22 protein-coding genes are annotated in these 22,891 nt (G+C 33.3%); 5 read left to right on the top strand and 17 right to left on the bottom strand.

What is annotated here, in order from left to right; translation table 11 throughout:
* Nucleotides 1–8 precede the first annotated feature (8 nt).
* The 4 genes from AC1RPG_RS01050 to AC1RPG_RS01065 all read right to left on the bottom strand — a co-directional run bounded on the left by AC1RPG_RS01050 (nucleotide 9) and on the right by AC1RPG_RS01065 (nucleotide 6,047).
* Nucleotides 9–989, bottom strand: coding sequence for a LacI family DNA-binding transcriptional regulator (locus AC1RPG_RS01050; protein ID WP_481761016.1), 981 nt, complete (start codon nucleotides 987–989; stop codon nucleotides 9–11).
* Nucleotides 990–1,098: 109 nt separating this feature from the next.
* Nucleotides 1,099–2,463 (bottom strand): MFS transporter, encoded by a 1,365-nt coding sequence (locus AC1RPG_RS01055; RefSeq protein ID WP_481761017.1) that lies wholly within the window; start codon nucleotides 2,461–2,463, stop codon nucleotides 1,099–1,101.
* A 223-nt stretch (nucleotides 2,464–2,686) separates the two neighbouring features.
* Entirely contained in the window at nucleotides 2,687–4,126 is a 1,440-nt protein-coding gene (locus tag AC1RPG_RS01060; protein WP_481761018.1) for a 6-phospho-beta-glucosidase, read from the bottom strand.
* Nucleotide 4,127: 1 nt separating this feature from the next.
* A complete protein-coding gene (locus AC1RPG_RS01065; RefSeq protein WP_481761019.1) occupies nucleotides 4,128–6,047 on the bottom strand; it encodes a beta-glucoside-specific PTS transporter subunit IIABC in 1,920 nt (639 codons plus the stop codon).
* 192 nt (nucleotides 6,048–6,239) lie between these two features.
* Here AC1RPG_RS01065 and AC1RPG_RS01070 point away from each other — a divergent pair, with 192 nt between their 5' ends.
* Nucleotides 6,240–6,944: a GntR family transcriptional regulator gene (locus tag AC1RPG_RS01070; protein ID WP_481761020.1), complete on the top strand. Its 705-nt coding sequence runs from the start codon at nucleotides 6,240–6,242 to the stop codon at nucleotides 6,942–6,944.
* A gap of 95 nt (nucleotides 6,945–7,039) precedes the next feature.
* Here AC1RPG_RS01070 and AC1RPG_RS01075 read toward each other — a convergent pair whose 3' ends face one another.
* Entirely contained in the window at nucleotides 7,040–8,194 is a 1,155-nt protein-coding gene (locus AC1RPG_RS01075; protein ID WP_481761021.1) for a YhgE/Pip domain-containing protein, read from the bottom strand.
* 167 nt (nucleotides 8,195–8,361) lie between these two features.
* Here AC1RPG_RS01075 and AC1RPG_RS01080 point away from each other — a divergent pair, with 167 nt between their 5' ends.
* Nucleotides 8,362–9,009 carry a TetR/AcrR family transcriptional regulator gene (locus AC1RPG_RS01080; protein WP_481761022.1) on the top strand — a complete coding sequence of 216 codons (648 nt, stop codon included), beginning with the start codon at nucleotides 8,362–8,364 and terminating at the stop codon, nucleotides 9,007–9,009.
* 114 nt (nucleotides 9,010–9,123) lie between these two features.
* Here the strand turns inward: AC1RPG_RS01080 and AC1RPG_RS01085 are convergent, their stop codons facing one another.
* On the bottom strand, nucleotides 9,124–9,450 hold the full coding sequence (locus AC1RPG_RS01085) for a thioredoxin family protein (RefSeq protein ID WP_481761023.1): 327 nt from the start codon (nucleotides 9,448–9,450) through the stop codon (nucleotides 9,124–9,126).
* Nucleotides 9,451–9,527: 77 nt separating this feature from the next.
* Nucleotides 9,528–10,409 carry a sulfite exporter TauE/SafE family protein gene (locus AC1RPG_RS01090; protein WP_481761024.1) on the bottom strand — a complete coding sequence of 294 codons (882 nt, stop codon included), beginning with the start codon at nucleotides 10,407–10,409 and terminating at the stop codon, nucleotides 9,528–9,530.
* Between the two features lie 182 nt (nucleotides 10,410–10,591).
* Here AC1RPG_RS01090 and AC1RPG_RS01095 point away from each other — a divergent pair, with 182 nt between their 5' ends.
* Entirely contained in the window at nucleotides 10,592–11,275 is a 684-nt protein-coding gene (locus tag AC1RPG_RS01095; protein ID WP_481761025.1) for an MmcQ/YjbR family DNA-binding protein, read from the top strand.
* 129 nt (nucleotides 11,276–11,404) lie between these two features.
* Here the strand turns inward: AC1RPG_RS01095 and AC1RPG_RS01100 are convergent, their stop codons facing one another.
* On the bottom strand, nucleotides 11,405–13,333 hold the full coding sequence (locus AC1RPG_RS01100; RefSeq protein ID WP_481761026.1) for a fructose-specific PTS transporter subunit EIIC: 1,929 nt from the start codon (nucleotides 13,331–13,333) through the stop codon (nucleotides 11,405–11,407).
* The gene (gene pfkB, locus AC1RPG_RS01105) at nucleotides 13,330–14,271 is read right to left on the bottom strand and encodes a 1-phosphofructokinase (protein WP_481761027.1); all 942 of its coding nucleotides are present in this window, start codon (nucleotides 14,269–14,271) and stop codon (nucleotides 13,330–13,332) included. The genes AC1RPG_RS01100 and pfkB overlap by 4 nt, the downstream gene beginning before the upstream one ends.
* Before the next feature lie 122 nt (nucleotides 14,272–14,393).
* On the opposite strand from pfkB, the gene AC1RPG_RS01110 reads away from it, so the two are divergent.
* A complete protein-coding gene (locus tag AC1RPG_RS01110; protein WP_481761028.1) occupies nucleotides 14,394–15,140 on the top strand; it encodes a MurR/RpiR family transcriptional regulator in 747 nt (248 codons plus the stop codon).
* An 82-nt stretch (nucleotides 15,141–15,222) separates the two neighbouring features.
* On the opposite strand, the gene lacD is transcribed toward AC1RPG_RS01110, so the two are convergent.
* The 8 genes from lacD to AC1RPG_RS01150 all read right to left on the bottom strand — a co-directional run bounded on the left by lacD (nucleotide 15,223) and on the right by AC1RPG_RS01150 (nucleotide 22,124).
* Nucleotides 15,223–16,206, bottom strand: a complete 984-nt coding sequence (gene lacD, locus AC1RPG_RS01115; protein ID WP_481761029.1) for a tagatose-bisphosphate aldolase — start codon at nucleotides 16,204–16,206, stop codon at nucleotides 15,223–15,225.
* A gap of 171 nt (nucleotides 16,207–16,377) precedes the next feature.
* Nucleotides 16,378–17,523, bottom strand: coding sequence for an N-acetylglucosamine-6-phosphate deacetylase (gene nagA, locus AC1RPG_RS01120; RefSeq protein WP_481761030.1), 1,146 nt, complete (start codon nucleotides 17,521–17,523; stop codon nucleotides 16,378–16,380).
* A gap of 75 nt (nucleotides 17,524–17,598) precedes the next feature.
* Complete coding sequence (locus tag AC1RPG_RS01125; RefSeq protein ID WP_481761031.1) at nucleotides 17,599–18,450, bottom strand: PTS system mannose/fructose/sorbose family transporter subunit IID; 852 nt, start codon at nucleotides 18,448–18,450, stop codon at nucleotides 17,599–17,601.
* A complete protein-coding gene (gene agaW, locus AC1RPG_RS01130) occupies nucleotides 18,440–19,234 on the bottom strand; it encodes a PTS N-acetylgalactosamine transporter subunit IIC (RefSeq protein WP_481761032.1) in 795 nt (264 codons plus the stop codon). Before agaW ends, AC1RPG_RS01125 begins: the two co-directional genes overlap by 11 nt.
* 36 nt (nucleotides 19,235–19,270) lie before the next feature.
* Nucleotides 19,271–19,759, bottom strand: coding sequence for a PTS N-acetylgalactosamine transporter subunit IIB (gene agaV, locus AC1RPG_RS01135; protein WP_481761033.1), 489 nt, complete (start codon nucleotides 19,757–19,759; stop codon nucleotides 19,271–19,273).
* 22 nt (nucleotides 19,760–19,781) lie between these two features.
* Nucleotides 19,782–20,951 (bottom strand): AgaS family sugar isomerase, encoded by a 1,170-nt coding sequence (locus AC1RPG_RS01140; RefSeq protein WP_481761034.1) that lies wholly within the window; start codon nucleotides 20,949–20,951, stop codon nucleotides 19,782–19,784.
* 13 nt (nucleotides 20,952–20,964) lie between these two features.
* The gene (gene agaF / locus AC1RPG_RS01145; protein WP_481761035.1) at nucleotides 20,965–21,384 is read right to left on the bottom strand and encodes a PTS galactosamine/N-acetylgalactosamine transporter subunit IIA; all 420 of its coding nucleotides are present in this window, start codon (nucleotides 21,382–21,384) and stop codon (nucleotides 20,965–20,967) included.
* A 14-nt stretch (nucleotides 21,385–21,398) separates the two neighbouring features.
* A complete protein-coding gene (locus tag AC1RPG_RS01150; RefSeq protein ID WP_481761036.1) occupies nucleotides 21,399–22,124 on the bottom strand; it encodes a GntR family transcriptional regulator in 726 nt (241 codons plus the stop codon).
* A gap of 511 nt (nucleotides 22,125–22,635) precedes the next feature.
* On the opposite strand from AC1RPG_RS01150, the gene AC1RPG_RS01155 reads away from it, so the two are divergent.
* Nucleotides 22,636–22,875 carry a hypothetical protein gene (locus tag AC1RPG_RS01155; RefSeq protein WP_409021786.1) on the top strand — a complete coding sequence of 80 codons (240 nt, stop codon included), beginning with the start codon at nucleotides 22,636–22,638 and terminating at the stop codon, nucleotides 22,873–22,875.
* The last annotated feature ends 16 nt before the right edge of the window (nucleotides 22,876–22,891 follow it).

Genomic DNA, 22,891 nt, shown 5'->3' on the forward strand with positions numbered 1-22,891 from the left:
CGCACCTACTATGCCGTTTCTCCTTTATATAATTGTACCGGTAGTACTACTTGCATAGGTGTCTCTTTACCTTCTATTTTCTTCATTAAAATATCAATAGCTGCATCAGCCATCTGTTCAATTGGTTGAATAATTGTTGTTAGTTCTGGTTTAAATAATCGAACAACATCTGTCCCATCATAGCCAATAACAAGTAAATCTTCAGGTACTCGTTTGCCATATTCTCTAGCTATTTTTATGATCAAACTAGCGTCTGTATCATTCGAAGCAAAAATACCATCCACTCGTTTAAGATCCTCAAAAATTCTTTTAATAACTTTTGTTTTTTCTGTTTCTGTCCAATTAAAATCAATTGTATACGTTACGGCTGGCAACCCATGTTCACTCATAATTTTCTCGTATGCCCTACGTCTATCTCGAGCAGGCGTTTCTAAATCATAAGGTCCATTTGTATGTACAATTGAGGTTGCCCCATGTTCTAATAGCAATTCTGTTGCCATTTTACCGCCACTATAATTATCAGAAGAAACGACCGGAATATCACCATTCATAATTCTATCAATTGCGACAATTGGTAAATTTGTATTATGATATTCTTCAATTCCTTCATTATGTGCTCCAACAATTAGCCCATCAACTTGATTTGCCATTAGTTTACGTAAATAAGTCACTTCTTTTTCTGAATCATTTTTTGAGTTACCGATAAGAACCTTATAACCTCTATTAAAAAGTTTCGTTTCTAAATGGTAAGCTAATTGTCCAAAAAAAGGATTCGCAATGGTTGGGAAAATAAGCCCTATTAGTTTTGTTTCTTTATTAAATAATTGTCTTGCAACATCATTAGGCTGATAATGTAACTCTTTCACAGCATCACGAACCTTTTTAACTGTCTTTTCGCTAAGATAACCTCTATTGTTCAACACCCTAGATACAGTCGTTTTAGAAACGCCTGCCAATTCAGCGACATCATCAAGTTTTGGATTTTGCATTTTATTTGCTCCTAAGTCGTCTAATTTTAGTTAAATTGTTACCGCTTAACTTTTAGTACTCTTAGTTTACCATAAAATAAGCAAAACCATTATCCCCACCATTAACTTTTTAAGCTGCTTCTTTTTTAGCTAATTCTAATCTAACTTTATCTTCATTTCGTTCAAATTTACCATAGAAAAACATTGGAACTGCAGCAAGTATGAACAGCATGGCTGGAATCCAGATAAAACTTAAGTTAATGCCTAATAAAGATTGACTCGTTTGAGTGTGATTGGGTATATATCCAAAGAATTGCATTACTTGTGATGGAATAAATCCGCCAATCCCACTACCTGCTTTAACACAGAATGCACTTCCAATAGCTGTTAAAAAGCCACTGGCTCTGATTCCTGTTTTCCATTGACCAAAATCAACCGCATCAGCCAACATTAGGAATGGCATTGCAGCTGCAACACCCGTTCCAATTGATCCTAGGCAATATAAGATAACAACCCAAACTTGATTACTACCAACTGCTTGAAGCAACATGTTACAGATTGCTCCCATCAATAGTGCTCCAATTAGAACCGTTCTTTTATTTGTACGTTTAACAAGTAATGGAATTGATATCATCCCTATAACAGCAACAACAGATAAAGAACCAGCAACTGCGACTAATGATTTTGCATGGATATTATATTGAAAATAATAAATCATGCCTGAACTTCTAACAGTTGTTCCAATCCAATAGAATAAGTTGGAAATAACCAATAAAATCCAAGGCCAATTACTTTTTGTTGCTTTAACACTCTGTTTTAATGATATTGATTTCGTAATCGTTGTATTAATTTCTCGTAAATTTAAAAAGGCAATTAAAAAGGCAATAATGGAGATAATCCCTAAAATAATCATTGCATATGAGAATCCTTTACGATCATTTCCTTGCCCTAATATTTGAACTAATGGTAAAACAACACCATTAGCAACCAATAGACCAACATTTCCTCCAACCATTCGATATGAATTCAAAACCGTTCTTTGGTCTGAATCATTTGTTAAGTTAGGTAAAATCGACGTCATAGGGGTACTAATTCCGGTATATATAATTCCTGCAATGACGTAAACAACTGATGCATAGATAACTTTGGACGATCCCGATAAATTCGGTGTAGTAAATGTTAACCATGTAAAGAATGCAAATGGTACACATAACCACAAGAAATACGGCCGACTTTGTCCCCATTTTGTATGTGTATGATCAATTAAAAAGCCCCATATTGGTGCATCAAACATATCAACGCATCGTGTGACGAGCAAGATAGTTCCAGCTACACCAATCCCAATTCCAAAAACATCTGTATAAAAATATAACAAGTACGTACTAATACTTACAAATAGAATATTTCCGCCAAAATCTGTAAGTGAATAACTTAGTTTTCGAAAAAGAGGAATTTCTTCAACTTGATTTGTATCTACGTTTACTTTGTTTTCCATTCTATTTACCCCATTCTATTTGTTTAATAAATGTCCCATTTCACTAAAAAATAGCAATTGCCTGTACCTATAAACTCAACTTTTAGAAAGCGCTTTCTGAAAGAATAACCAAAGTATAACCTGTTTATATTTTTATGTCAACCGGTTGTCATTTGTTTTTTTATTAATCAAAAAGCATCTCATTTATTAATAAATGAGATGCTTTTTCTTTCTATAATAACTTTTAAAGACTTTCTCCATTTGTTTCAATTACATTTTTATACCAAGTAAATGAGTCTTTTTTATAACGTTTCATCGATCCATTGCCCTCATTATCACGATCAACATAAATCATACCATAACGCTTTTTCATCTCACCAGTTGTAAATGATACTAAATCAATAACACCCCATGGTGTATATCCTAAGACTTCAACACCATCATAATCAACTGCTTTTTCGATTGCTTCAATATGTTCTTTTAGATAACTTACACGTTCAGGATCATGAATTTCATGATTATCTTCAAGCTTGTCAATCGCGCCAAAACCATTTTCAACAATAAATAACGGTAACTGATAGCGATCATATAATCGATTTAACGTATATCGTAAACCATCGGGATCAATTGCCCAGCCCCAGTCACTAGATTTAATATACGGATTAGGAACCCCATTAGGTAGTCCACCATTCACAACATCACCTAAATGATCTGCTTCAGCATCTGCTTTAACAACTGTTGACATATAGTAACTGAATCCTAGATAATCAACTGTCCCTTTTTTCAATATCTCCATATCGCCTTCTTGAATCCCAACATCATAATTGTGACGTTCAAACTCTTTTAGTGCATAACGTGGGTATTCTCCACGAACATGAACATCTGGGAAAAAGAAGCGTTGATGCATTGCCTCTTCAGCAGCCATGATATCTTCCGGATCACATGAATAAGGATAAATTGGTACGTGTGATACCATGCATCCTATTTCAAAATCAGAATTAATTTTTTTACCAGCAATAACCGCCTTAGCGCTAGCCAAGAGTTCGTTATGTGCAACTCGATACATAATTTCTTTGGGATTTTCACCATCGTTCACAATAACTCCAGAATTAGTCCACAAAAAGATGGGGTTATTTGTATCCATTTGATTATTAATTTCATTAAATGTCATCCAATATTTTACTTTAGATTGATAACGTTTAAAGCAAACCGTAGCAAAATTTTCAAAAAAATCAATTAATTTACGATTTCTAAAACCACCATATTCTTTAGCTAAATGGAGTGGCATTTCAAAATGCGATAGGGTAATCACTGGTTGAATACCTTTTTTTAATAATTCATCAAAAACATCATCATAAAATTGTAATCCCGCTTCATTTGGTTCGCTTTCATCTCCCATTGGGAAAATACGTGACCACGCGATTGATGTTCGTAAGCACTTCAATCCCATTTCAGAGAAAAATTGAATATCTTCTTTGTAATGATGATAAAAATCAATTGCATCATGATTCGGATAAAATTTATCTGTTTCAATAGTTTCCGTAATTTCCCGCGGAACACCATTTGCTCCTGCAGTCATCACATCAATAACACTTGGCCCTTTTCCATCAACATTCCAGCCGCCTTCAAACTGATGAGCAGCCAAAGCGCCACCCCACAAAAAATCCTTCGGTAATTTAGACATTTTATTTTTCTCCTTTTGGAATTAATTCCATTATTGGTTCTCCATGGTGAATTTCATTTTGCGTATACGCAATAACATCTTCGTAATCATCTGAATTAGTCACAATTACAGGTGTTACTACTGAAAATCCTGATTCTTTTATCTTCTCTTGATCAAATTCAACAAGTAAATCACCCATTTTTACATAATCATGATTTTTAACTTGTGTTGCAAAATATTTTCCTTTTAATTCAACGATATCCATTCCAATATGAATTAAAACTTCTACACCATCTACAGATTTTAATCCAATCGCATGTTGTGTCTCTGTAGTCATGACAACCTGACCATCAAATGGTGCATATATTTTATTATCCGTTGGATTTACAGCAACACCTTTGCCCATTGCACCAGATGAAAATACTTCATCCTCTACTTCTGTTAACGCAATTACTTTCCCTGTTACAGGGCTATTAACAACGCCTGGTGCATTTATTACTGGCGTACTCATAACTGGTGCGACCTTAGCTGGTGCATCATCTAACTGTGCTTCCATTGTTGCGACTTCACTAACTGTTTCACCCGTACCAAAAATTTGAACAAGTAGAACTGAACCCACAATTGCTACAATACATCCAACAACCATACCAATAAATGAGTGTGGGTATTTAGGACTAATTGCATTTACAATGGTTAATAAACTTGGTAGTCCAGCATAAGCAAAATAATATGAATTAAAGAAACTTGTAATTAATGCACCAAACGCTCCTGAAATACAACCAAAGATAAATGGTTTTTTAAATCTTAATGTCACACCATAAATTGCTGGTTCTGTAATCCCAAATAATCCTGTAATAAATGCTGAAAGAGATATATTTTTTAATTCTCTGTTCTTAGACTTAATAAATACACCTAAAACAGCACCAACTTGTGCGACCACTGCAATTGTTTGAAAAGCCTGAAATGAGTCCATTCCATTCATTTTGAAATTGGCCATAACCATTGGCGTAACACCCCAATGGATACCAAAAATAACAAGTACTTGCCAGAAACCACCAATAATAACACCTGCTAAAGGTGGTGCAACTTTAACTAAATAATTATATCCTTTTGCGATTCCTTCAGCTCCAAGAGATGAAAGTGGTCCAATAATTAAGATTGTTAAAGGAACCATAATTAATAGACATAATAATGGAACAGCAAGTTCTTTAATAATGTCAGGTATCTTTTTACTCAAGAATCTTTCAAGATAAGAAAGAATCCAAACTAAAAATAATGGTGGCAATACTGATGATGTATAAACTGTTTGAGATAATGGAATACCCATAAAGTTAATACTTGTACCGCTAGCAATAGTTCCAGCCATCTCTGCCCATGTGGGACTAACTAATGCAGCACAACATGCAACAGCGATTAAACTGTTTGTTTTAAAATGTTTAGCTGCCGTTATGGCAATAAATATTGGTAAGAACGTAAATGGTGCCCAAGAAATAAAGCTTAAAACTTGATATGTACCACTTTTAGGAAAATTTGGCATAGCTAAAGTAATTAGAATTAAACTCCCTTGAATAATACCTGCCGCGGCCAATATGTAAACGAATGGGGCAAAAACCGCAGACATTGTTGCAATAACTCGATTCATTATACTTGTTTTTGGTGCTTCTACTTCCTCTACTTCTGAACTATCAATCATTGCTGAGAATGCATCATAAACATCCGCAACATGTGGTCCAATAACTACTTGGAATTGTCCACCACTTTCAACAACAGTGATAACGCCTGCCATTGCTGATATTTTTTCTTTAGCATCTGAAGGAACCTCATGTAGCACTAGTCGTAACCGTGTCGCACAATGCGTTGCTCCTGCTAAATTTTTTTCTCCACCAATTGCTTCTAAAATATCTGTAGCTAATTTTGTATAATCTCTAACCTTACTTGCCATATTTTTCTCCTCCTCAGATAAAAACGAATAAATAGAAAAAAATTGTAAACCCTTACAAATCTTTGTATATGTATATTTTAATTGTACGTGCACAATAAGTCAACACTTTTTTTGTAACCCTTTTCATCTAGATGTACAAGGCGGGAACAATGTTATACAATAAAGGATACATTATTTTAATGGAGGCATGAAATGTTAAAGTATCAAGAAATTGCTGATCAAATTGAGCTTGCAATTAAAAATAAAAATTTGAATCAAGGGACGCAACTCCCTAGTCTAAATGAACTTATTGCCAAATATGCCGTCAGTAAGACGACACTCGTTAAAGCTCTCACAACTTTAGAAGATAAGGGTATTATTTATCAAGTACAAGGTAGCGGAATTTTTGTTCGTCGTCAAAAAAGAGACGGTTACATCGCTCTAATGACGAACATGGGCTTTACAAAAGATTTAGAAAACAGTAAATTATCTACAAAAGTGATTGATTTAAAAGTTGAACTACCCAATGCTGATGTAGCCAGGGAATTAAATTGTGCTCCGGGTGAGGAAGTTTATTTAATAAAAAGAATTCGTTACATCGATAATCAAGTTCTCTGTATTGAGAGATCCTACTATCGAAAAAAACTTGTTCCTTATCTTAATCGCGAAATAATCAGTGAGTCTATTTTTAATTACTTGAAAGAAGTTTTAAAATTAAAAATAGGTTTCTCCGATAAATATTTACGTACAGACACCCTTAAAAAGACAGAATCAACCCTTTTAGAACTACCAGAAAATTCGCCTGGACTCTATATTGATGAACTTTTTTATACAGTAAGCGGTGAACCTTTTGATCTTTCTCAAACTATTTATAACTATAAACATGCTAACTTTTTTATTCAAAGTGGACAAAAATAAAACCATAATTAATAAATTAAAAACCTCAGGGCAATCACTTAAAAAGGTGATTACCCTGAGGTTTTTAATTTATTTCAAGATTCATTTAAAGAATTCTATTTAACTTCCATCTCTTTAATTTTATCGTTAATTTCTTTTTCAACTTTACGATGTTTGGGTGATAATCCTTCGGCAAAAAACAAGACACTACCGATTGCTAAGACATAAGTTAGGCCCATTGTAGAACTGTTCCAGAAAGATGCTCCATAATAAAGAATGCTGCGAGCACCATCATACAAGAAACGCATTGGTAACCATGGAAGAACCCAATCTTGGTAGAATTGAGGTACTAATGGTTGTGCCATTGCCAATAAAGGAATTGAGAAAAATAGTAAGAGGACAAATATAATTACCCCTGGGAAACCAATCCATGTCAATACCCCTGAGAATAACATTATAAAAGCAAAACTTGTAAATGATAAGAACGATGCAATTGTTATAAAATGTGTAAAATCAAATCCTAAAATCCATGTCGCATACGTAGCTGTTGCAAATCCAGTTAAAATTGCAAGTGCTACAGCTGAGATAATGAATGATGATTTAAATGAAAACTTGTGTTTCATTGATTTAAATTCTCTTGAATCTCCAGCGTAGAATAATAATAAACTAATAACCATGCTTGCAATCCAGACGGGTTGGAAGAACGAACTATTCGCTGATGTTAATCCAGCGGTTGAATGTCTAACGGTTGTTTTTACAGTGATTGGGTTATTTAACTTCAATGCAGTCACAGCGGGGACACTCATATTGGCTTTTGCCATATTTGTTAAAATTCCGGCTGAAATACCACCACCAATTTTTGTAACTATTGTTGATAGTGTCGAACCTAAAGTCGTTGACAATGTAGCATTTTTTGCTTCATTTGTTACAACAGTTACATTTGTAACATCTTTTGTTGTTGGATCAGCTAATTTTCCAATTGATGCCGAGAAATCTTTTGGAATTACAATAGCCGCATAATAATGTTGTTTATCCATTGCACTCTTAAGTGCCTTATCACTCTTAACGATATGCCAATCTAACGCCTTATTTTTGCTTCTAGTTAGATTTTCAACGATTTTGTTACCTTGCTTACCACTATCTTCATTAACAATGGCAACAGGTACATCTTTGAGCTCTGATTTTACAGATGGGATTTGCATCACCACCATAATAAATGTAAGTAATACCGAAACTAAAATGGCGAAACCTAAAAATTTATTTTTAAACATAATCATATTCCTCTTTTCTTTTTGAGTGAGCACTCAATCAATTACAAATACGATTATAACCTATCCACAAGTTTAGTCAACCCTAACTTTTAAATATAAACTATCAAAATAATAAGTTTGTCTTTTGTCATCGCTATCAATTGTGTCATAATAGGGCTATAAATAGGATGGTGAATATTATTAAAAATTCTGAATTAAAATTATATGCCAACTCGGATTTATTTAGAGATATAACAGATAAACAAAAACAAATTTTAATCGCCGCAATTGAATTATTCTCAGAAAAAGGCTATGCAAATACAAGTACAAAAGAAATTGCAAAAAAAGCTGGCGTGGCTGAAGGTAATATTTTTAGTAAATATAACAATAAACAAGGCTTACTTAACGCCATTATTGCCCCTGTCATTAAATCCATCTTACCTTCTGCAATGCACGACTTATTAGACGAGTCCATTGATCATTCAAATTTAACTTTGGATTCATTAATTCGTCCTTTGTTAAAAAATAGAATTATTTTTTTGCAAGAAAATGCTAAAGTTCTTAAAATTTTCATTTCTGAACTACTTTATGATAAATCGGTTGTTAAACAGTTATTAGAAAATATTCCCGCCCCATACTGGACGGCACTCAATTCAACTATTGATACACTAAAAGAAAAAAAACTAATTGTCAGTTGGGATAATCTCGAAATTCTTAAGGTTATTTGGTCAACTATAGGTGGTATTGTACTTGGTTATCTTCTTTTTGATCAATCGTTAACAAAAGAAAGTATTGAACATTCAGCAGATGCTCTGATAAACGCACTTAGTGTTTGATAAAAATAAATAATTAAAAATACCCATCGAGTAAACAAGTTACTGTAAAACCTTGTTTACTCGATGGGTATTTTTAATTCAAAGCAGATTATTCATACTAACTAATCTTTTTAATTACGCAGGAATACTATTAATAAATGTTTCTACTTCTTGTTTCGTTTTACGATTTTTATTAACTAAACGTCCTGTTTCTTTACCATTTTCATATGCAATAAAACTTGGAATACCGAAGACACTTAACTCAACAGCTAAGTCCATATTTTCATCTCGATCGACAGCTAAGAATGTGTATTCAGTATATTCTGATTCAATATTAGGCATTTCAGGTTTAATAAAAGCACAATCTGGGCACCATGTTGCAGAAAAAAATAGGATATACTTTCCATCTTTAATTTTATCCATTAATTCACTTACCGTTGTTTCTTTTTCTATACTTTTCATTTTTGCTACCTCCACTAATATGCTTACTTTTTATAAGTATATATCAGATTAGCCATTTTCAATTAAAATATGCTTGCTTATTTATTTTTATCTCTGATTAGTTTAGCTTCTTTATTACCTATATATAGGCTGTATGCAGAATACAATAATACTACAATAACAATCCATTGAATCACACTTGTATTAATATTCTTAACTAAAAGTACCGCAACTAAAACACCTATAATACCAAAAACAGAAAATAAGGTTATTTTTCTAGAATATTGATTGAGTTTTATAAATTGCATACTTCCTATTGGTAAAGAAAATGCACATCCCCCCATCATAATTGGAAATGCAGCAATCGGATCCATTCCCATCGCATAGACAGTTGCCATTGTTAATGAAAATGAGCCTATTCCAATATTATTTAATGCGCCATAAATAAATAATAAAAATCCTGTTACAACTAATTTCCAGCCAAATAGTTCGGTAGCGGTCCCACTAGCAGTGATTAGGCCTAATTTACCAGCGATGATTAACGCGGTTGCAACAAGTAATCCAACGATAACAAATGATCTAATACTATTTTCAGGTAATCTAACAACAAATCTCGGACCAATATAAGCACCCAGCACTTGGCAAATAATACAGACTAGTAACGTCTTAGTACCAACATTGATACTTGTAATATACGCCAGCGACATGACAAATATTGGAATAACATCTTGCGCATTTAACGTACCTGGTAATTTTTTCATAGAAACCCAATTAGCTTTCTGGTATATTGCTGTTGATATGGCAAAATCTGAAATTCCAAAAGTAGAAAAGAAAAAAATAACAATCTGCGATATTGGTGTCCATACTGAACTGGCCGGTTCTTTCATGAAGTCTGATTTATGTCTCATTAAATCACGCATAAAATAACAGATAAATATAAAATTAATAACAATAATTGCCGCAATCAACGTCTTTTGCATGATTAAATCTCCTAGTTAAATGAATCATAATAGTACAGTTTAACTCAATTTATTCCTAGATAAAATAGTCTATATTAATTTTTCTATTTTATACTATATAATTAGTCCTTTAAAGTCTAAAATTAGAAATATAAGGTATGCTACTGTTAATTGTTTATATAATTTATAAAAGGAGATGCACTATGCTAACAGACTTTTTTGCTTATAATTCATTTAGTCATTTGAAACTAAAGGTAGATTCATTGATTCCATATGGTTTTACAAAAACAGCAGAAGAAATCTATAATTATCAAGTTTCAATTCTTAATAATCAATTTATACTAACCGTCTCAATTTCCCCCTCTGAAAAAATTAATACTACTATTATTGATGCTCTAACTAAAGAAGAATATACACTTTATAAAAATCAGTCTGCAACAGGATCATTTGTCAGTTCAATCAGAAAATCAGTGATTGAACAACTGGATTTAATTGTTGCTAGTTGTTTTGAAACTACTCCAGTATTCCAAACTGCTGATTCACAATCTATCATTAATTATGTACAAGAACATTATCAGACCAATCTAGAATTCCTCTGGAAACAGTTTCCAAATGACGCTGTTTTACGTCGATCAGATTCTAAAAAATGGTATGCCGCTTTAATGAAAATTCCAGCAACTAAAATAGGCTTGGATTCCGAGAAATTAGTTGAAATACTTAATATTCGAATGGATCCTGACCTGCTCATCAATAAAATAGACAAAAATCAAATTTTTCCAGGGTACCATATGAATAAAAAACACTGGGTTTCAATTTTATTAAATGGCCAAAATAATTTAGACACTGTTTATTCTTATATTGATACTAGCTATGGACTAGCTAAATAAAAGGCGAACTAAAAAAATCCATTCTAATAGTCAACAAAATTTGAACTTGTTTACTTAGAATGAATTTTCGCTTATCATTAAACACTTGTACTTTTTTAGTATATACGTAGCTTTGTAGCTCAATTTTATCTACTTATTAATATTTTCTTTAAATAGGTTGTATATATCATCAACTGTATTCGATTTTTTTAATTCTTCCACAAATGAGTCATGGACAAGTAATTTCGATGTATTTGATAAATACTGTAAATGCTTTCCATCATCTTTTTCTGGAATTAGAAATGAGATAACTGTATCTACTGGCTGATTATCAAATGTTTCCCATTCAATAGGCTCACGTAATTTAACAATTAGCATTGCTGATTTATTAATCGATTCATCCTGTGCATGAGGTATCGCAATGCCTTTTTCCATCCCTGTCGTTCCCTCAGACTCACGAATCTTATACTTATTTAAAATATAACTTTCATTATTCGTATATCCTAATTTTTTAGCAAAATTTGCTAAAAAATGTAAGAGTTCTTCTTTATCAGAAACGGCTACGTTCAATTCAATGTTTTTTCTTTTCAATATATTATCGAATTCATTTTCATTCATTTTTATATCATTATCTTGCTCTTGTTCAAAGTTGGTATTACTACCTACATTCATCACTAAACTATTATTTTTTTTAGCTTGGCGACCAGCAATAGCGGCTAGTAAGACAGCAGATACAAGTGATCCAATAATAATCCATAATACCCACAGTAATGGTTTATTCACTAACGGTAATACAATAAATCCACCATGTGGAGCCGGTACACTAATTCTAGTTACATAGGTTAAAATCGCAGCAATCGAAGAACCAACCATAAATGCAGGAATATTTAGTAGCGGATTCTTTGCCGCAAATGGAATTGCACCTTCTGTAATATGAGTTGATCCTAATAAAAAGTTAACGTAACCTGCGCTGCGCTCTTTATCTGAGTATGCTTTTTTGTTGAACAGTACAGCAAACCCTGTTGCCAATGGTGGCGCAATACACGCTGCAGAAACTCCTGCCATAAAGAAATAATTTCCCTGTGCTAAAAGAGCTGTTCCGGTTAAATATGCTGCTTTATTAATTGGCCCACCCATATCTGAAGCACACATAATTCCAACAACTAATCCTAATAGAATGGGACTTGAATTTTCTAAACCCTTTAAAAACGTCATCATTCCTTCATTAATTGTTGCCATTGGAACTGATAGATACCAAATAATAGAGCCTGATAAAAATACTCCAATTACAGGTAAAATAAAAATGGCTTTCAGTCCATCTAATGATTTAGGTAGTTTTTTTAATAAGAACTGTAATATTAAAATCGTATACCCTGCTAAAAATCCACCAATTATTCCACCTAAAAATCCCGTTCCATTTGTATATGCTATCATTCCCGTTACAAATCCAACTATCAATCCAGGTCTTTTACCAATAGCCTCAGCTATATAGGCACATAGAATTGGAACCATAAGATTCATTGCAAATCCGCCAATAGTGTTCAATAAATGTGCTATATCGTTATATTGAGGGCTTTTTATGTCTGCTGAATTAATTCCCCAAAAAAATGATACGGCTGTTAACACTCCCCCAGCAACTACTATTGGTAACATATGTGACACTCCATTCATCACGTACACATACATTTTGTGCCAAAATGAGCCAGATAAATTTACTGTTTCTTCATTCGATGAAATTTTTGCTCCTTTTCGATGATAGGTAGGTAAATTATCATCTGTCAATATTTGATCAATTAATACATCTGCCTCTTTCATACCTTTCGTAACTGACACATTTATCATTTTTTTACCATCGAATCGATCAATATCTACATCTTTATCTGACGCAATTATTACACCATCAGCATCATCAATTTCTTGTTGTGAAAACGCATTTTCTATACCACTTTGACCATGAGTTTCAACTTTAATTGATATACCTCTTTTTTTAGCGGCTTGTTCTAAGGCCTCTTGCGCCATGTATGTATGCGCAATTCCTGTTGGACATCCAGTAGCTGCAATTATTTTATATTTTGTCATCTTAATTCCTCCTTAATATTAGATATTTTTACCTGCTTAGTCAGCTCTTTTACATTCGAAAAATCTGTTAACCCTTTTGAAAATGCCGTTGAACTCGCGGCTGCTATACTTTCTCTAAATACTTCTTCTATTTTTTTGTCCCCTATCGCTACCCCTGCTAAAAAAGTTCCCAACATGGTGTCGCCGGCCCCAGCCGTGTTAACAACGGTTCCTTTAGGGACAGTTCCATATAACACAACCTCTTTATTTATAAACATTGCACCACCGCCACCCAATGATAATAAAATATTTTGTGCACCCAATTTAATTAATTCTTTTGAATAAGTTATCAATTCATGTTGAGATAGTTTATGTTCTACGCCAAACCAACTCATTAATTCTTCATCATTTGGTTTTAAAATATAAGGATTATATTTCAATGTATCCAGTACGGTTTGATAACTAGTATCCAAAACTAGCTTATATCCTTTTTCCTGCGCCTGCTTTGCGATACTAATTAAAATTTCTTCAGAGATTCCGTCAGATAAACTACCAGATACAACTAATGTATCCTTTTCATCTAAATTTTGAATCTTATCCATGAACTGATTTATTTCATCATCACTAACATGTGGACCTTTATTTACTAATTTATACTCCGTATCTTGCTGAATTACTCTTGTAAAAACATTAATTCGTGTATTAGCATCGATATGTACAAAATCAGTTTTTATATTGCACCTTGCCAACTCAGACTCAATATACGCATTAGTAAATCCTCCACCAACTCCAATAGCAGTACTTTCTACGCCTTTCTTTTTTAGAATAAAACTAACATTAACTCCTTTACCATTCGCTTGTATTTCATAATTTTCCGTTCTATTAACAATATTTTTTTTCATTTCATCGGTTTGGATAAAAAGATCAATAGCTGGATTCAATGTACATGTATATATCATAATTTTTACCCCTTTCTTCTACCTACCAATACTACATCTGACAGAAATGAAAAGGTTTTCAATATATGATTTTGTATGCTACAATTGAAAATAAACAAACAATCAAGGTGAGGTGACCAGTAATGTCTCTTAGTAACTCCGAAAAGATTCTTTGGCAAGTCATTCAAGATAACCTAGAAGATATTCCGATATTAACAATAACCAACCTTAGCGATTTAGCTCATGTATCAACCGCTACAGTCGTACGAACGCTCAAAAAAAAAGGCTACAGCGGTTATATGGATTTTAAACAATCTATAATTACTAAAGAAAAAGAAAAAAAATATAAGAATATTCAGAATATGGATCACGATATCCAACAAGTCATTATGAAGAATGAACATGAACTTAATAACACACTACGTATGCTTGACGTTAATACCATAGAAAAAACAGTTCAAAAAATTAAACGTTCAAAAAAAATATACATTTTCTCAAGGGGTTTTTCTGAATTAATTGCAATTGAAATGCTAACAAAATTTGAATTATTAAATAAAAATTGTGTCAGTTTTACGGATCCCAATATTATTAAACAAATTAGTCACAGGATTACATATAATAATATTTTAATTATTATTTCATTGAACGGAACTACTGCAGAACTCCTTGAAGGTGCTAAAAATACGTATAAAAATGGAGCCGATATTATTGTATTAACAACCAACAAATTAAGTCCACTTATTAAATATTCAGATTCCGTGTTTATCGGATTTAAATCTGAAATTTCATATTTCCCTGAATTTGAAGTTAAATCTCGTTTACCATTACAGGTAATGAGCCGTATACTTTTAGATTCTTATGCAATTCGAACAAAGAAAGCTAGCAAATAAATTTATTTCACTTCTACTTTTTTTCATTACTAAATCATTAAAAATAAAGAGGCTAAACATGACGTTTAGCCTCTTTATTTTACTATTTTAATACCTTATCAAACCACGATGTAGCAGTACTTTCAAGAACGACATTTAAATCTTCAATATTCTTTTTACCAACTGTGTTCATCCATTCTTTACCTTTTTCTTCACCATCTTTAGCAAATGGTTCGATACCTTTGCTCCATGTTGCACGTCCACAAAGTACACCATTAAATGTTGATTTTGCTTCATGAGCAAATACTAAAGTATCTTGGAATAATTGTGCCGATACACCACCACTTAAGAAAATAAATGGTAATTTGGTTGCATCACTTTGTTCTTTAAATATATCTAATGCTTCTGTCTTAGAATATACCACCTCATTATCGTCGTTAAACCCTTCCACATAATCCATATTGACTGGCACTTCTACTTTAAGTACATCTACTTTATATTCAGGTTTAGAAAATTCTTTCATCATTTCAATAACTTTATGAGGTTTTACTTTAGCATACTCTGAACCTTTAACATCGTCATTAGTTGCATCATAAGAAACCAATTCTAAAAATAATGGCATATCTTCTGCAGCACATTCTGAACCAAGACGCTCCATATATGCATGTTTCATATTATTAATCTCAGCATTTTCGTCTATATCATAATAAAGTAAGAATTTAATAGCGTCAGCGCCCTCTTCTTTAAGACGACGAACTGACCAATCTGGTAATAAGTCAGGTAAGCGACCTGGGGTAGTAACATCATAACCCGTTTTTTCGTATGCAACTAGTAATCCAGTACTTGCATTACGGACCTTTGCTGCTGGAAGACCATATTCTGGATCAAGTAATATTGCTGAAGCGTATGGTGTTAATTCTGATGAAATTACTTTTTTAAATTCAACGATATCTTCTTCATTTGCTGGCTTATTTGCTGCTGCTGCCAACATTTTTTTTAAAGATCCTCGTTGATCAATTGCTAATGCTGCAATTACGCCTTTTTCATTTGAAAGTGCTTTAAGTCCTGCCAATTTATTTGGTGTCATTTTTATTCCGTCCTTTATTATTTTTTTACTTCTCTCATCCACTTATAATTCTATCTTTGAAGAATATGAAAAGGTTTTTAAAATTTCATTTTTTACATACCAATTAAAAATAACTTAACAATCATAAATACCGTTTACTCCGACTAGCTCTTAATAAAGAATCAGTTAATATCATTTTTTATATTTTAAAGTACCATTTAAATATGTTTCCTCAAAATTTAAATCATGATCTAAAACAATGAAGTCAGCATCTCTACCTGCCGCAATACTTCCGCACTTATCATCAATTCCAACGCTTCTAGCGGGCACATAACTAGCCATTTGGATTGCTTCTTCAGGAGTAGAAATATTCCAATCAACAACATTTTTAACTGCTTCCATTAATTTTAAGACACTACCAGCTAAACTTCCTGACTCTAACCTTGCGGCGCCATCTTTAACAACAACTGGGAACTCACCTAATGTATAATTTCCATCAGGCATTGCACCAGCACGCATACAATCAGTTACTAATACAATGTGGTCTGCTCCTTTAACGTTAATTAAAATTTTAGCAGATGCCGGATTAACATGTTGACCATCACAAATTAGTTCATCATAGACACTACTTAATGACATTGCTGCGCCAACCATCCCTGGCTCTCTATGATTAAGTGGGCTCATTCCGTTATACGTATGAACGAAAATAGATGCACCAGATTCTACTGCAGATTTAGCTTGATCAAACGTAGCATCACTATGCCCCAATGCTACTTTGACCCCTTGTTTAGTTAAGGCCTCAGTAAATTCTTTAACACCCTTTCGCTCAGGTGCAATCGCAATTTTTCGAATAAGTCCATGCGCTAATTTTTGCCAATGCTCAAAAATATCTATACTTGGATCTAAAAAGTATTTAGGATTTTGCGCACCTTTGTGTTTTTCAGTAAAAAATGGACCCTCAAAAAAGATACCCTGTATTTTTGCACCACGTACTTCACCATGACGCTTACCAAAGTCAGAAATAACTTCGTTCAACGTTTCTGGAGCTGCCGTCAATGTTGTCGGCAGAAATGAAGTAACGCCACATTCTAATAAACCTTCAGACATCATTTTTGCGCCCTCAAAATCGTTATCCATCACATCATATCCCTTTAAACCATGGACATGTGTATCTACAAGCCCTGGTGCAATCCATTTACCCGTATATTCTTTGATATCACCATCAGGTTTTTCTTGTTGATAATCACCAAATTTACCATCAATAATTGCCAAGTACCCTTCATTTTCAACCGTGTTTTTCAAGAAAAACTTATCTGCATGAATATAATATATTTCCACCAGTAATGCCTCCTATATTATTTTTGTTAAAAAGAAACTAGCCCATTATCCATAGTCTAGTTCCGCAGGCCTCTTCTAGAATAACTTGAAGAATGCACCTACTAAGCCAACAACTACTGTGAGCCCAATCAACATCAATGGAGATTTACCTTTTTTCAACATCCAGTAACAGAAGAATGTATAAAGAAGCGGTAATAATGCCGGCATCACTTTATCAATAACACCTTTTTGTAAATCAATATCAATTTTCCCAGCATGAATCACAACACCAAATTTAAAGTTAACGTATGTTGCAACCAAGGCTCCAACAACAGTTAATCCAACTATCGACGCAGCACGTGATATTTTTTTTGTATTTTCCTTCATACTCGAAATAGCACGAGTACCAGTTCTATACCCATAATTCATTAACCAGAATAGTAACCCAAAATGCACTGCATTAAAGACAACAAGGAATAAGATCGGTCCAAGTGGATTTCCATTCATTGATAATGAAACCCCAACTCCGGCTGTAATAGGTAGCAACGTTAACCAGAACATCGCATCCCCAATACCACCTAAAGGTCCCATCATTGCTACTTTGATACCACGAATAGTTGATCTATTTTCTTTATTTTCTTCCATTGCTAAAATAACACCTTGAACAAATGTTACTAAAAATGGATGTGTATTAAAAAATTGTAAATGATCAAGCATTGCATATGAGAAATCTTCTTTATCTTTATGAATTTTTTTCAATCCAGGAATTAAACTATAAGTCCACCCACCACCTTGCATACGTTCATAATTAAATGAAGCCTGTAAAAGTAGTGAACGCCAAACCATTTTGTTTAAATCTTTTTTTGTAATTACCTTTTCAACAGTAGGATCGTTATAAGTATCTGGGATCACAACATCATTGCGATCAAATTTCTTTTTAGATGCCATCACTATAGTCCTCCTCTTCATTAACTGTTACGGTTGCTACTTTTTTTCCACCATTATCAGATTTTGCTCCACCAATAAAGAAATCATAAGCAGCGATTGAAATACCAATGATTGCGACTCCTAAGATTGGTAAGTTACCATATGCTGCAACAACAAATCCAATTGCGAAGAATGGTGCGTACGCTGTCTTCCACATAATTTTTAACAACATGGCAAATCCAACAGCTGGCATAATACCACCGGCCGTACTTAATCCTGTTAAGATCCATGCAGGAACGGCTTCAACCATTCCTTGCGCTTTACTTGCACCGAGGAAGATTGGTAAGAACGCCATAATGAAGTAGAAAACAAACAAGATTAGCGGACCCATGTAGTTCAATCGATCAATTTTCTTATCATTACCTTCCATCGCGTATTCATCCATTTTATGCATAACTGGTGAGTAAGCTGTAAATAGTAATGTAACTAAACCTTGTACGGCAACTGCAAATGGTACGGCAATACCAACTGCTAATGTTGGTGTTTGATGAGCAATAATTGCAAATGCGGTTCCCATAATTCCACCAATAACAACATTAGGTGGCTGTGCTCCAGCAAGTGGAACCATTCCAGCCCAAACTAATTCTAATGTACCACCAACAATTAAGCCGGTTTGAAAATCTCCTAATATTAGACCAACTACTGCACCAGTAACGATTGGTCTATGAATATGTGTTAAACCACTATACATATCGATACCGGCAATACCAGCCCATAGTCCAATTAATAACGCTTGTACTAACATATAAATTTCCTCCTTTTTATTATTATATTTACGTTTTTAATATTCTTTCAGTAAGCGCATCATATCTGATGCCTTTTCATTCGGAATACCTTGAACCTCTAGTTCAACACCCAAATCATGCATTTTATTGAATGCTTGAACATCGGTATCATCGACTGAGATAGTTGCCGATAATTGTTTCTTCCCTTCTGAAAAATGTAAATTACCAATATTTACTTTCTTAATTGGGACACCTCCTTCAATAATTTTAGCCATGTCTTCTGGCGTACGAACAACTAATAATATTTTTTGTTTATCCGAGGCTTTACCAATAATACGAATCGTTTTTTTAATATCGAAAAAGCGGATTCCAACAGTTTCAGGAATAACCATCTCCATTAAACTTTGCTGTACATCATCTTTAGAAACCTCATCATTCGCAACTACAACTAGATTAGCGTCAATCGTATTAACCCATGTCATACCAACCTGTCCATGAACAAGTCTGTTATCAATTCTTGCAAGTAAAATGTTTGGTGTTGTCATAATAAATTCCTCCTTGAAATTTTTATTTATAGGCATGTAAAGTTACACCTTTAACTACACGATTTACGGTACCGCTTGGTGAAGGTGTATCTGGTGTGTTTCCCACTTTTACTGAACTTAATAATGAAATAGTTTGCGCATACATAACATCAGCAAGAGCCAGATATCCTTCTGGTAAAAGGGCATCTCCTGATTCAAATGTGAAACGATCACCACTAAAGTTATTCTGTCCCTCAATATCAATCCCAATTACTTTAGCGGCAATTTTATCTCCACTCACTTCTTCTAAAATATCAATATCGTATTGACGTGTATATTCTTGATTGTTAACAAATACAAAAACTAATGTTTTCTCGTTGACGAACGATTTAGGTCCATGTCGGAACCCCATTGAAGAATCAAACATTGTTGTTAGCTTACCTGCCGTTAGTTCAAGAATTTTCAACTGTGCCTCTCTTGTTAATCCCGATAAACTTCCGGACCCAAGATAGACAACCCGATCAAATTCCATATCAATAACAGCTTTTATTTCAGCTTCACGTTTAATCACTTCATGACCCATTGCAATAATAGTCTCAACATATTTTTCTTTAATATCCTTACGTGTTGTATCAAAAATTAATAACGCTGAGAGTGACATACAACTGTATGATCCAGTCATTGCAAATCCCTTATCATTAGACAGCGCAGGCATCATCAATAACAAATTACGTTCGTCATCTTTTGTACCAACAGCAAGTTTCCCTTCCGGAGCACAAGTAATTGTAATTTGATATAAATTTTTAATTATTTTTCTTGAAATTTCAACAGCGGCAACACTTTCAGGACTATTACCACTCCTAGCAAACGAAACTAAAATAGTCGTAGCATCTGGTACTAAATAATCATATGGTGCAGATACGATATCGGTTGTTGGAATACTTTCAAACTGATAATTTGCACGATCCCCGTGGTTACTTAAGTATGGTGTTACAGTATCACCAACATAAGCGGATGTTCCTGCTCCTGTAAAAATGACCCGAATCAACCCGTTCGAGGTAGATTTAACTGATTTTAAAAATGTCTTTATTTCGTCTGACTTTTCACTAAAATTATTAAATGCCTCAGTCCAAAGTTCAGGTTGTTGTTTAATTTCACCTGTTGTAATATTTGCGCCCATTATTTCCAACTCTTTTTCATTCTTCTCAAACATATTAAGCTCTCCTTTAGATGCCATTATCATCTATTTCTACTCTTTTTTTTGTTTCAAATTGCATAATACCTTTTTTACCAGCATCCAGTGCTTTCTCCATAAACGCGCTCATGTTCAAATCCCGGTTAAATAACATATCTAATAACATCGGTATATTCGATCCTGTTAAAACGCTTACATTATTATGCAGTAATTTTATTTTAACTGCTTCATTAAATGGTGTTCCTCCAGGAATATCAGTAAAGAAAACTATTCCATCTAAGCCGTTTAATTTGTTAAGCGCTTTCATATAGTCGCCGCTTAAATCTTCCGCGGTCATTCCTTGTATAAAATCACAAAGAATAAAATTTTCTTGTTGTCCGGCAATAAGTTCAATATTTGATCCCATTCCAGTTGCAAAGTTCCCATGTCCAGCTACTACCATACCAATCATATAATTATCCTCCCTTATTTATTGTGTCGAATATGATAAGTAAATTTATCACCCCTCGCAATACTCAACGTAAATTCAATTACTTCATTTTTTGTGTTATACGTCGTTCGCTCTAATTTAAGAACAGGTGCACCTTCATAAAAATTTAATAAAGTTGCATCATTGCCTGCCATAACACCTGCTGTTAAAGATTCATCAGCCGTTTTTACAATCTGGTTATAATCATCTAAAAAAATGACATACATCGCTTGCTTATTTAATGTCTCCACAGTTAAAGAGGGAAATTTAGCATACGGTAAGTAAGTTCTCTCTAACATCATTGGTTCATCTGATGCAAGTCTTAATCGTTTTAATTTAATTACCTTGGTACCAACTTCAACTTTTAAACCTTGAGCAATAAACTCATTAGCACTAATAACATCAAAGCTAATTATTTTACTACTCGGTTCTTTATCAAGGGAAACCATTTGTTCTGTAAAACTAAACGTTCCCCCTAAATCAGTCTTAATTTTAGCGATATTCGACACAAATGTTCCTTTACCATGTTGGCGATATACATAACCCATTAGTTCTAACTCATTTAGTGCTGTTCGGACAGTCGTACGACTCATATCGTAAGCAATAGATAAATCACGTTCAGACGGTAATTTATCATTCACCTTTAGATTCTTTTCAATTTCTTCTTTTAGCGTATCTACTAATTGATCATAGAGTGGACGCTCATAATTACCGTTTAACATTACTTTTCCCCCAAGTGGTTACTACCACATACATAATATATTATTTTTAAAACTCTTTGTCAATAGTTATTTTTATATTAACTATTATTAAATCATTTGTATTTTCAACATTGGTACCTACCATTAATCATGTTTTTTAATTCCCCCCTTCTAAAGTAATCATATTTCACTTTAAAGTTATAGATTATTAGCGACACACTACTTCGCTGTATAAAATTATCGTGACCGATATGACTTGCTTTCTAATTATATCAATTAAGCATAACTTTTATTTATTAGATTCTAAACTCATATAAATTCTTTCTACAATAAATACGTAAGGGTACTAAAAAGTTACTTTAGTCTAAATAATATACATCTAAAATAAAACGTTTACATTTTAGTAAAAGTTTAGTAAAATGTAGTTGTTAACTAAAAGAATGCGTTTTCACGTTTATTATTTTTATGTTTTGCTATTATGAATAACAATTTCTTTTACCAAAAATCTATTATATAGGAAGAGGTCATTAGAATGGATACAAATAAATTAACGATTGATGCCGAACGATTTGCAGCTGCAATTATTGCCGGAAATCCTAAGCAAACAAATGAAGATAACAAGATATATATTAAACGTCAATTGACGTTATACCTTGAATCAGTTTTGTTAGTTAATGATTTTAATTCTTTAGAAGAAAACCAATTAGGTTCTGCTAAAGAAAAACAACGTCAAGCAATTTTAGATAAGATTATCGAACACAGATATAACTAATTTTAACTACACTCGA

The sequence above is a fragment of the Dellaglioa sp. CoH-57-MRSF-18 genome, from assembly GCF_056781995.1.

What these genes read in the sequence shown, in the direction of transcription:
- AC1RPG_RS01050 (WP_481761016.1), bottom strand. Translation starts at nt 989, where the DNA reads ATGCAAAATCCAAAACTTGATGATGTCGCTGAATTGGCAGGCGTTTCT.
- AC1RPG_RS01055 (WP_481761017.1), bottom strand. Translation starts at nt 2,463, where the DNA reads ATGGAAAACAAAGTAAACGTAGATACAAATCAAGTTGAAGAAATTCCT.
- AC1RPG_RS01060 (WP_481761018.1), bottom strand. Translation starts at nt 4,126, where the DNA reads ATGTCTAAATTACCGAAGGATTTTTTGTGGGGTGGCGCTTTGGCTGCT.
- AC1RPG_RS01065 (WP_481761019.1), bottom strand. Translation starts at nt 6,047, where the DNA reads ATGGCAAGTAAGGTTAGAGATTATACAAAATTAGCTACAGATATTTTA.
- AC1RPG_RS01070 (WP_481761020.1), top strand. Translation starts at nt 6,240, where the DNA reads ATGTTAAAGTATCAAGAAATTGCTGATCAAATTGAGCTTGCAATTAAA.
- AC1RPG_RS01075 (WP_481761021.1), bottom strand. Translation starts at nt 8,194, where the DNA reads ATGTTTAAAAATAAATTTTTAGGTTTCGCCATTTTAGTTTCGGTATTA.
- AC1RPG_RS01080 (WP_481761022.1), top strand. Translation starts at nt 8,362, where the DNA reads ATGGTGAATATTATTAAAAATTCTGAATTAAAATTATATGCCAACTCG.
- AC1RPG_RS01085 (WP_481761023.1), bottom strand. Translation starts at nt 9,450, where the DNA reads ATGAAAAGTATAGAAAAAGAAACAACGGTAAGTGAATTAATGGATAAA.
- AC1RPG_RS01090 (WP_481761024.1), bottom strand. Translation starts at nt 10,409, where the DNA reads ATGCAAAAGACGTTGATTGCGGCAATTATTGTTATTAATTTTATATTT.
- AC1RPG_RS01095 (WP_481761025.1), top strand. Translation starts at nt 10,592, where the DNA reads ATGCTAACAGACTTTTTTGCTTATAATTCATTTAGTCATTTGAAACTA.
- AC1RPG_RS01100 (WP_481761026.1), bottom strand. Translation starts at nt 13,333, where the DNA reads ATGACAAAATATAAAATAATTGCAGCTACTGGATGTCCAACAGGAATT.
- pfkB (WP_481761027.1), bottom strand. Translation starts at nt 14,271, where the DNA reads ATGATATATACATGTACATTGAATCCAGCTATTGATCTTTTTATCCAA.
- AC1RPG_RS01110 (WP_481761028.1), top strand. Translation starts at nt 14,394, where the DNA reads ATGTCTCTTAGTAACTCCGAAAAGATTCTTTGGCAAGTCATTCAAGAT.
- lacD (WP_481761029.1), bottom strand. Translation starts at nt 16,206, where the DNA reads ATGACACCAAATAAATTGGCAGGACTTAAAGCACTTTCAAATGAAAAA.
- AC1RPG_RS01125 (WP_481761031.1), bottom strand. Translation starts at nt 18,450, where the DNA reads ATGGCATCTAAAAAGAAATTTGATCGCAATGATGTTGTGATCCCAGAT.
- agaW (WP_481761032.1), bottom strand. Translation starts at nt 19,234, where the DNA reads ATGTTAGTACAAGCGTTATTAATTGGACTATGGGCTGGTATTGCCGGT.
- agaV (WP_481761033.1), bottom strand. Translation starts at nt 19,759, where the DNA reads ATGACAACACCAAACATTTTACTTGCAAGAATTGATAACAGACTTGTT.
- AC1RPG_RS01140 (WP_481761034.1), bottom strand. Translation starts at nt 20,951, where the DNA reads ATGTTTGAGAAGAATGAAAAAGAGTTGGAAATAATGGGCGCAAATATT.
- agaF (WP_481761035.1), bottom strand. Translation starts at nt 21,384, where the DNA reads ATGATTGGTATGGTAGTAGCTGGACATGGGAACTTTGCAACTGGAATG.
- AC1RPG_RS01150 (WP_481761036.1), bottom strand. Translation starts at nt 22,124, where the DNA reads ATGTTAAACGGTAATTATGAGCGTCCACTCTATGATCAATTAGTAGAT.
- AC1RPG_RS01155 (WP_409021786.1), top strand. Translation starts at nt 22,636, where the DNA reads ATGGATACAAATAAATTAACGATTGATGCCGAACGATTTGCAGCTGCA.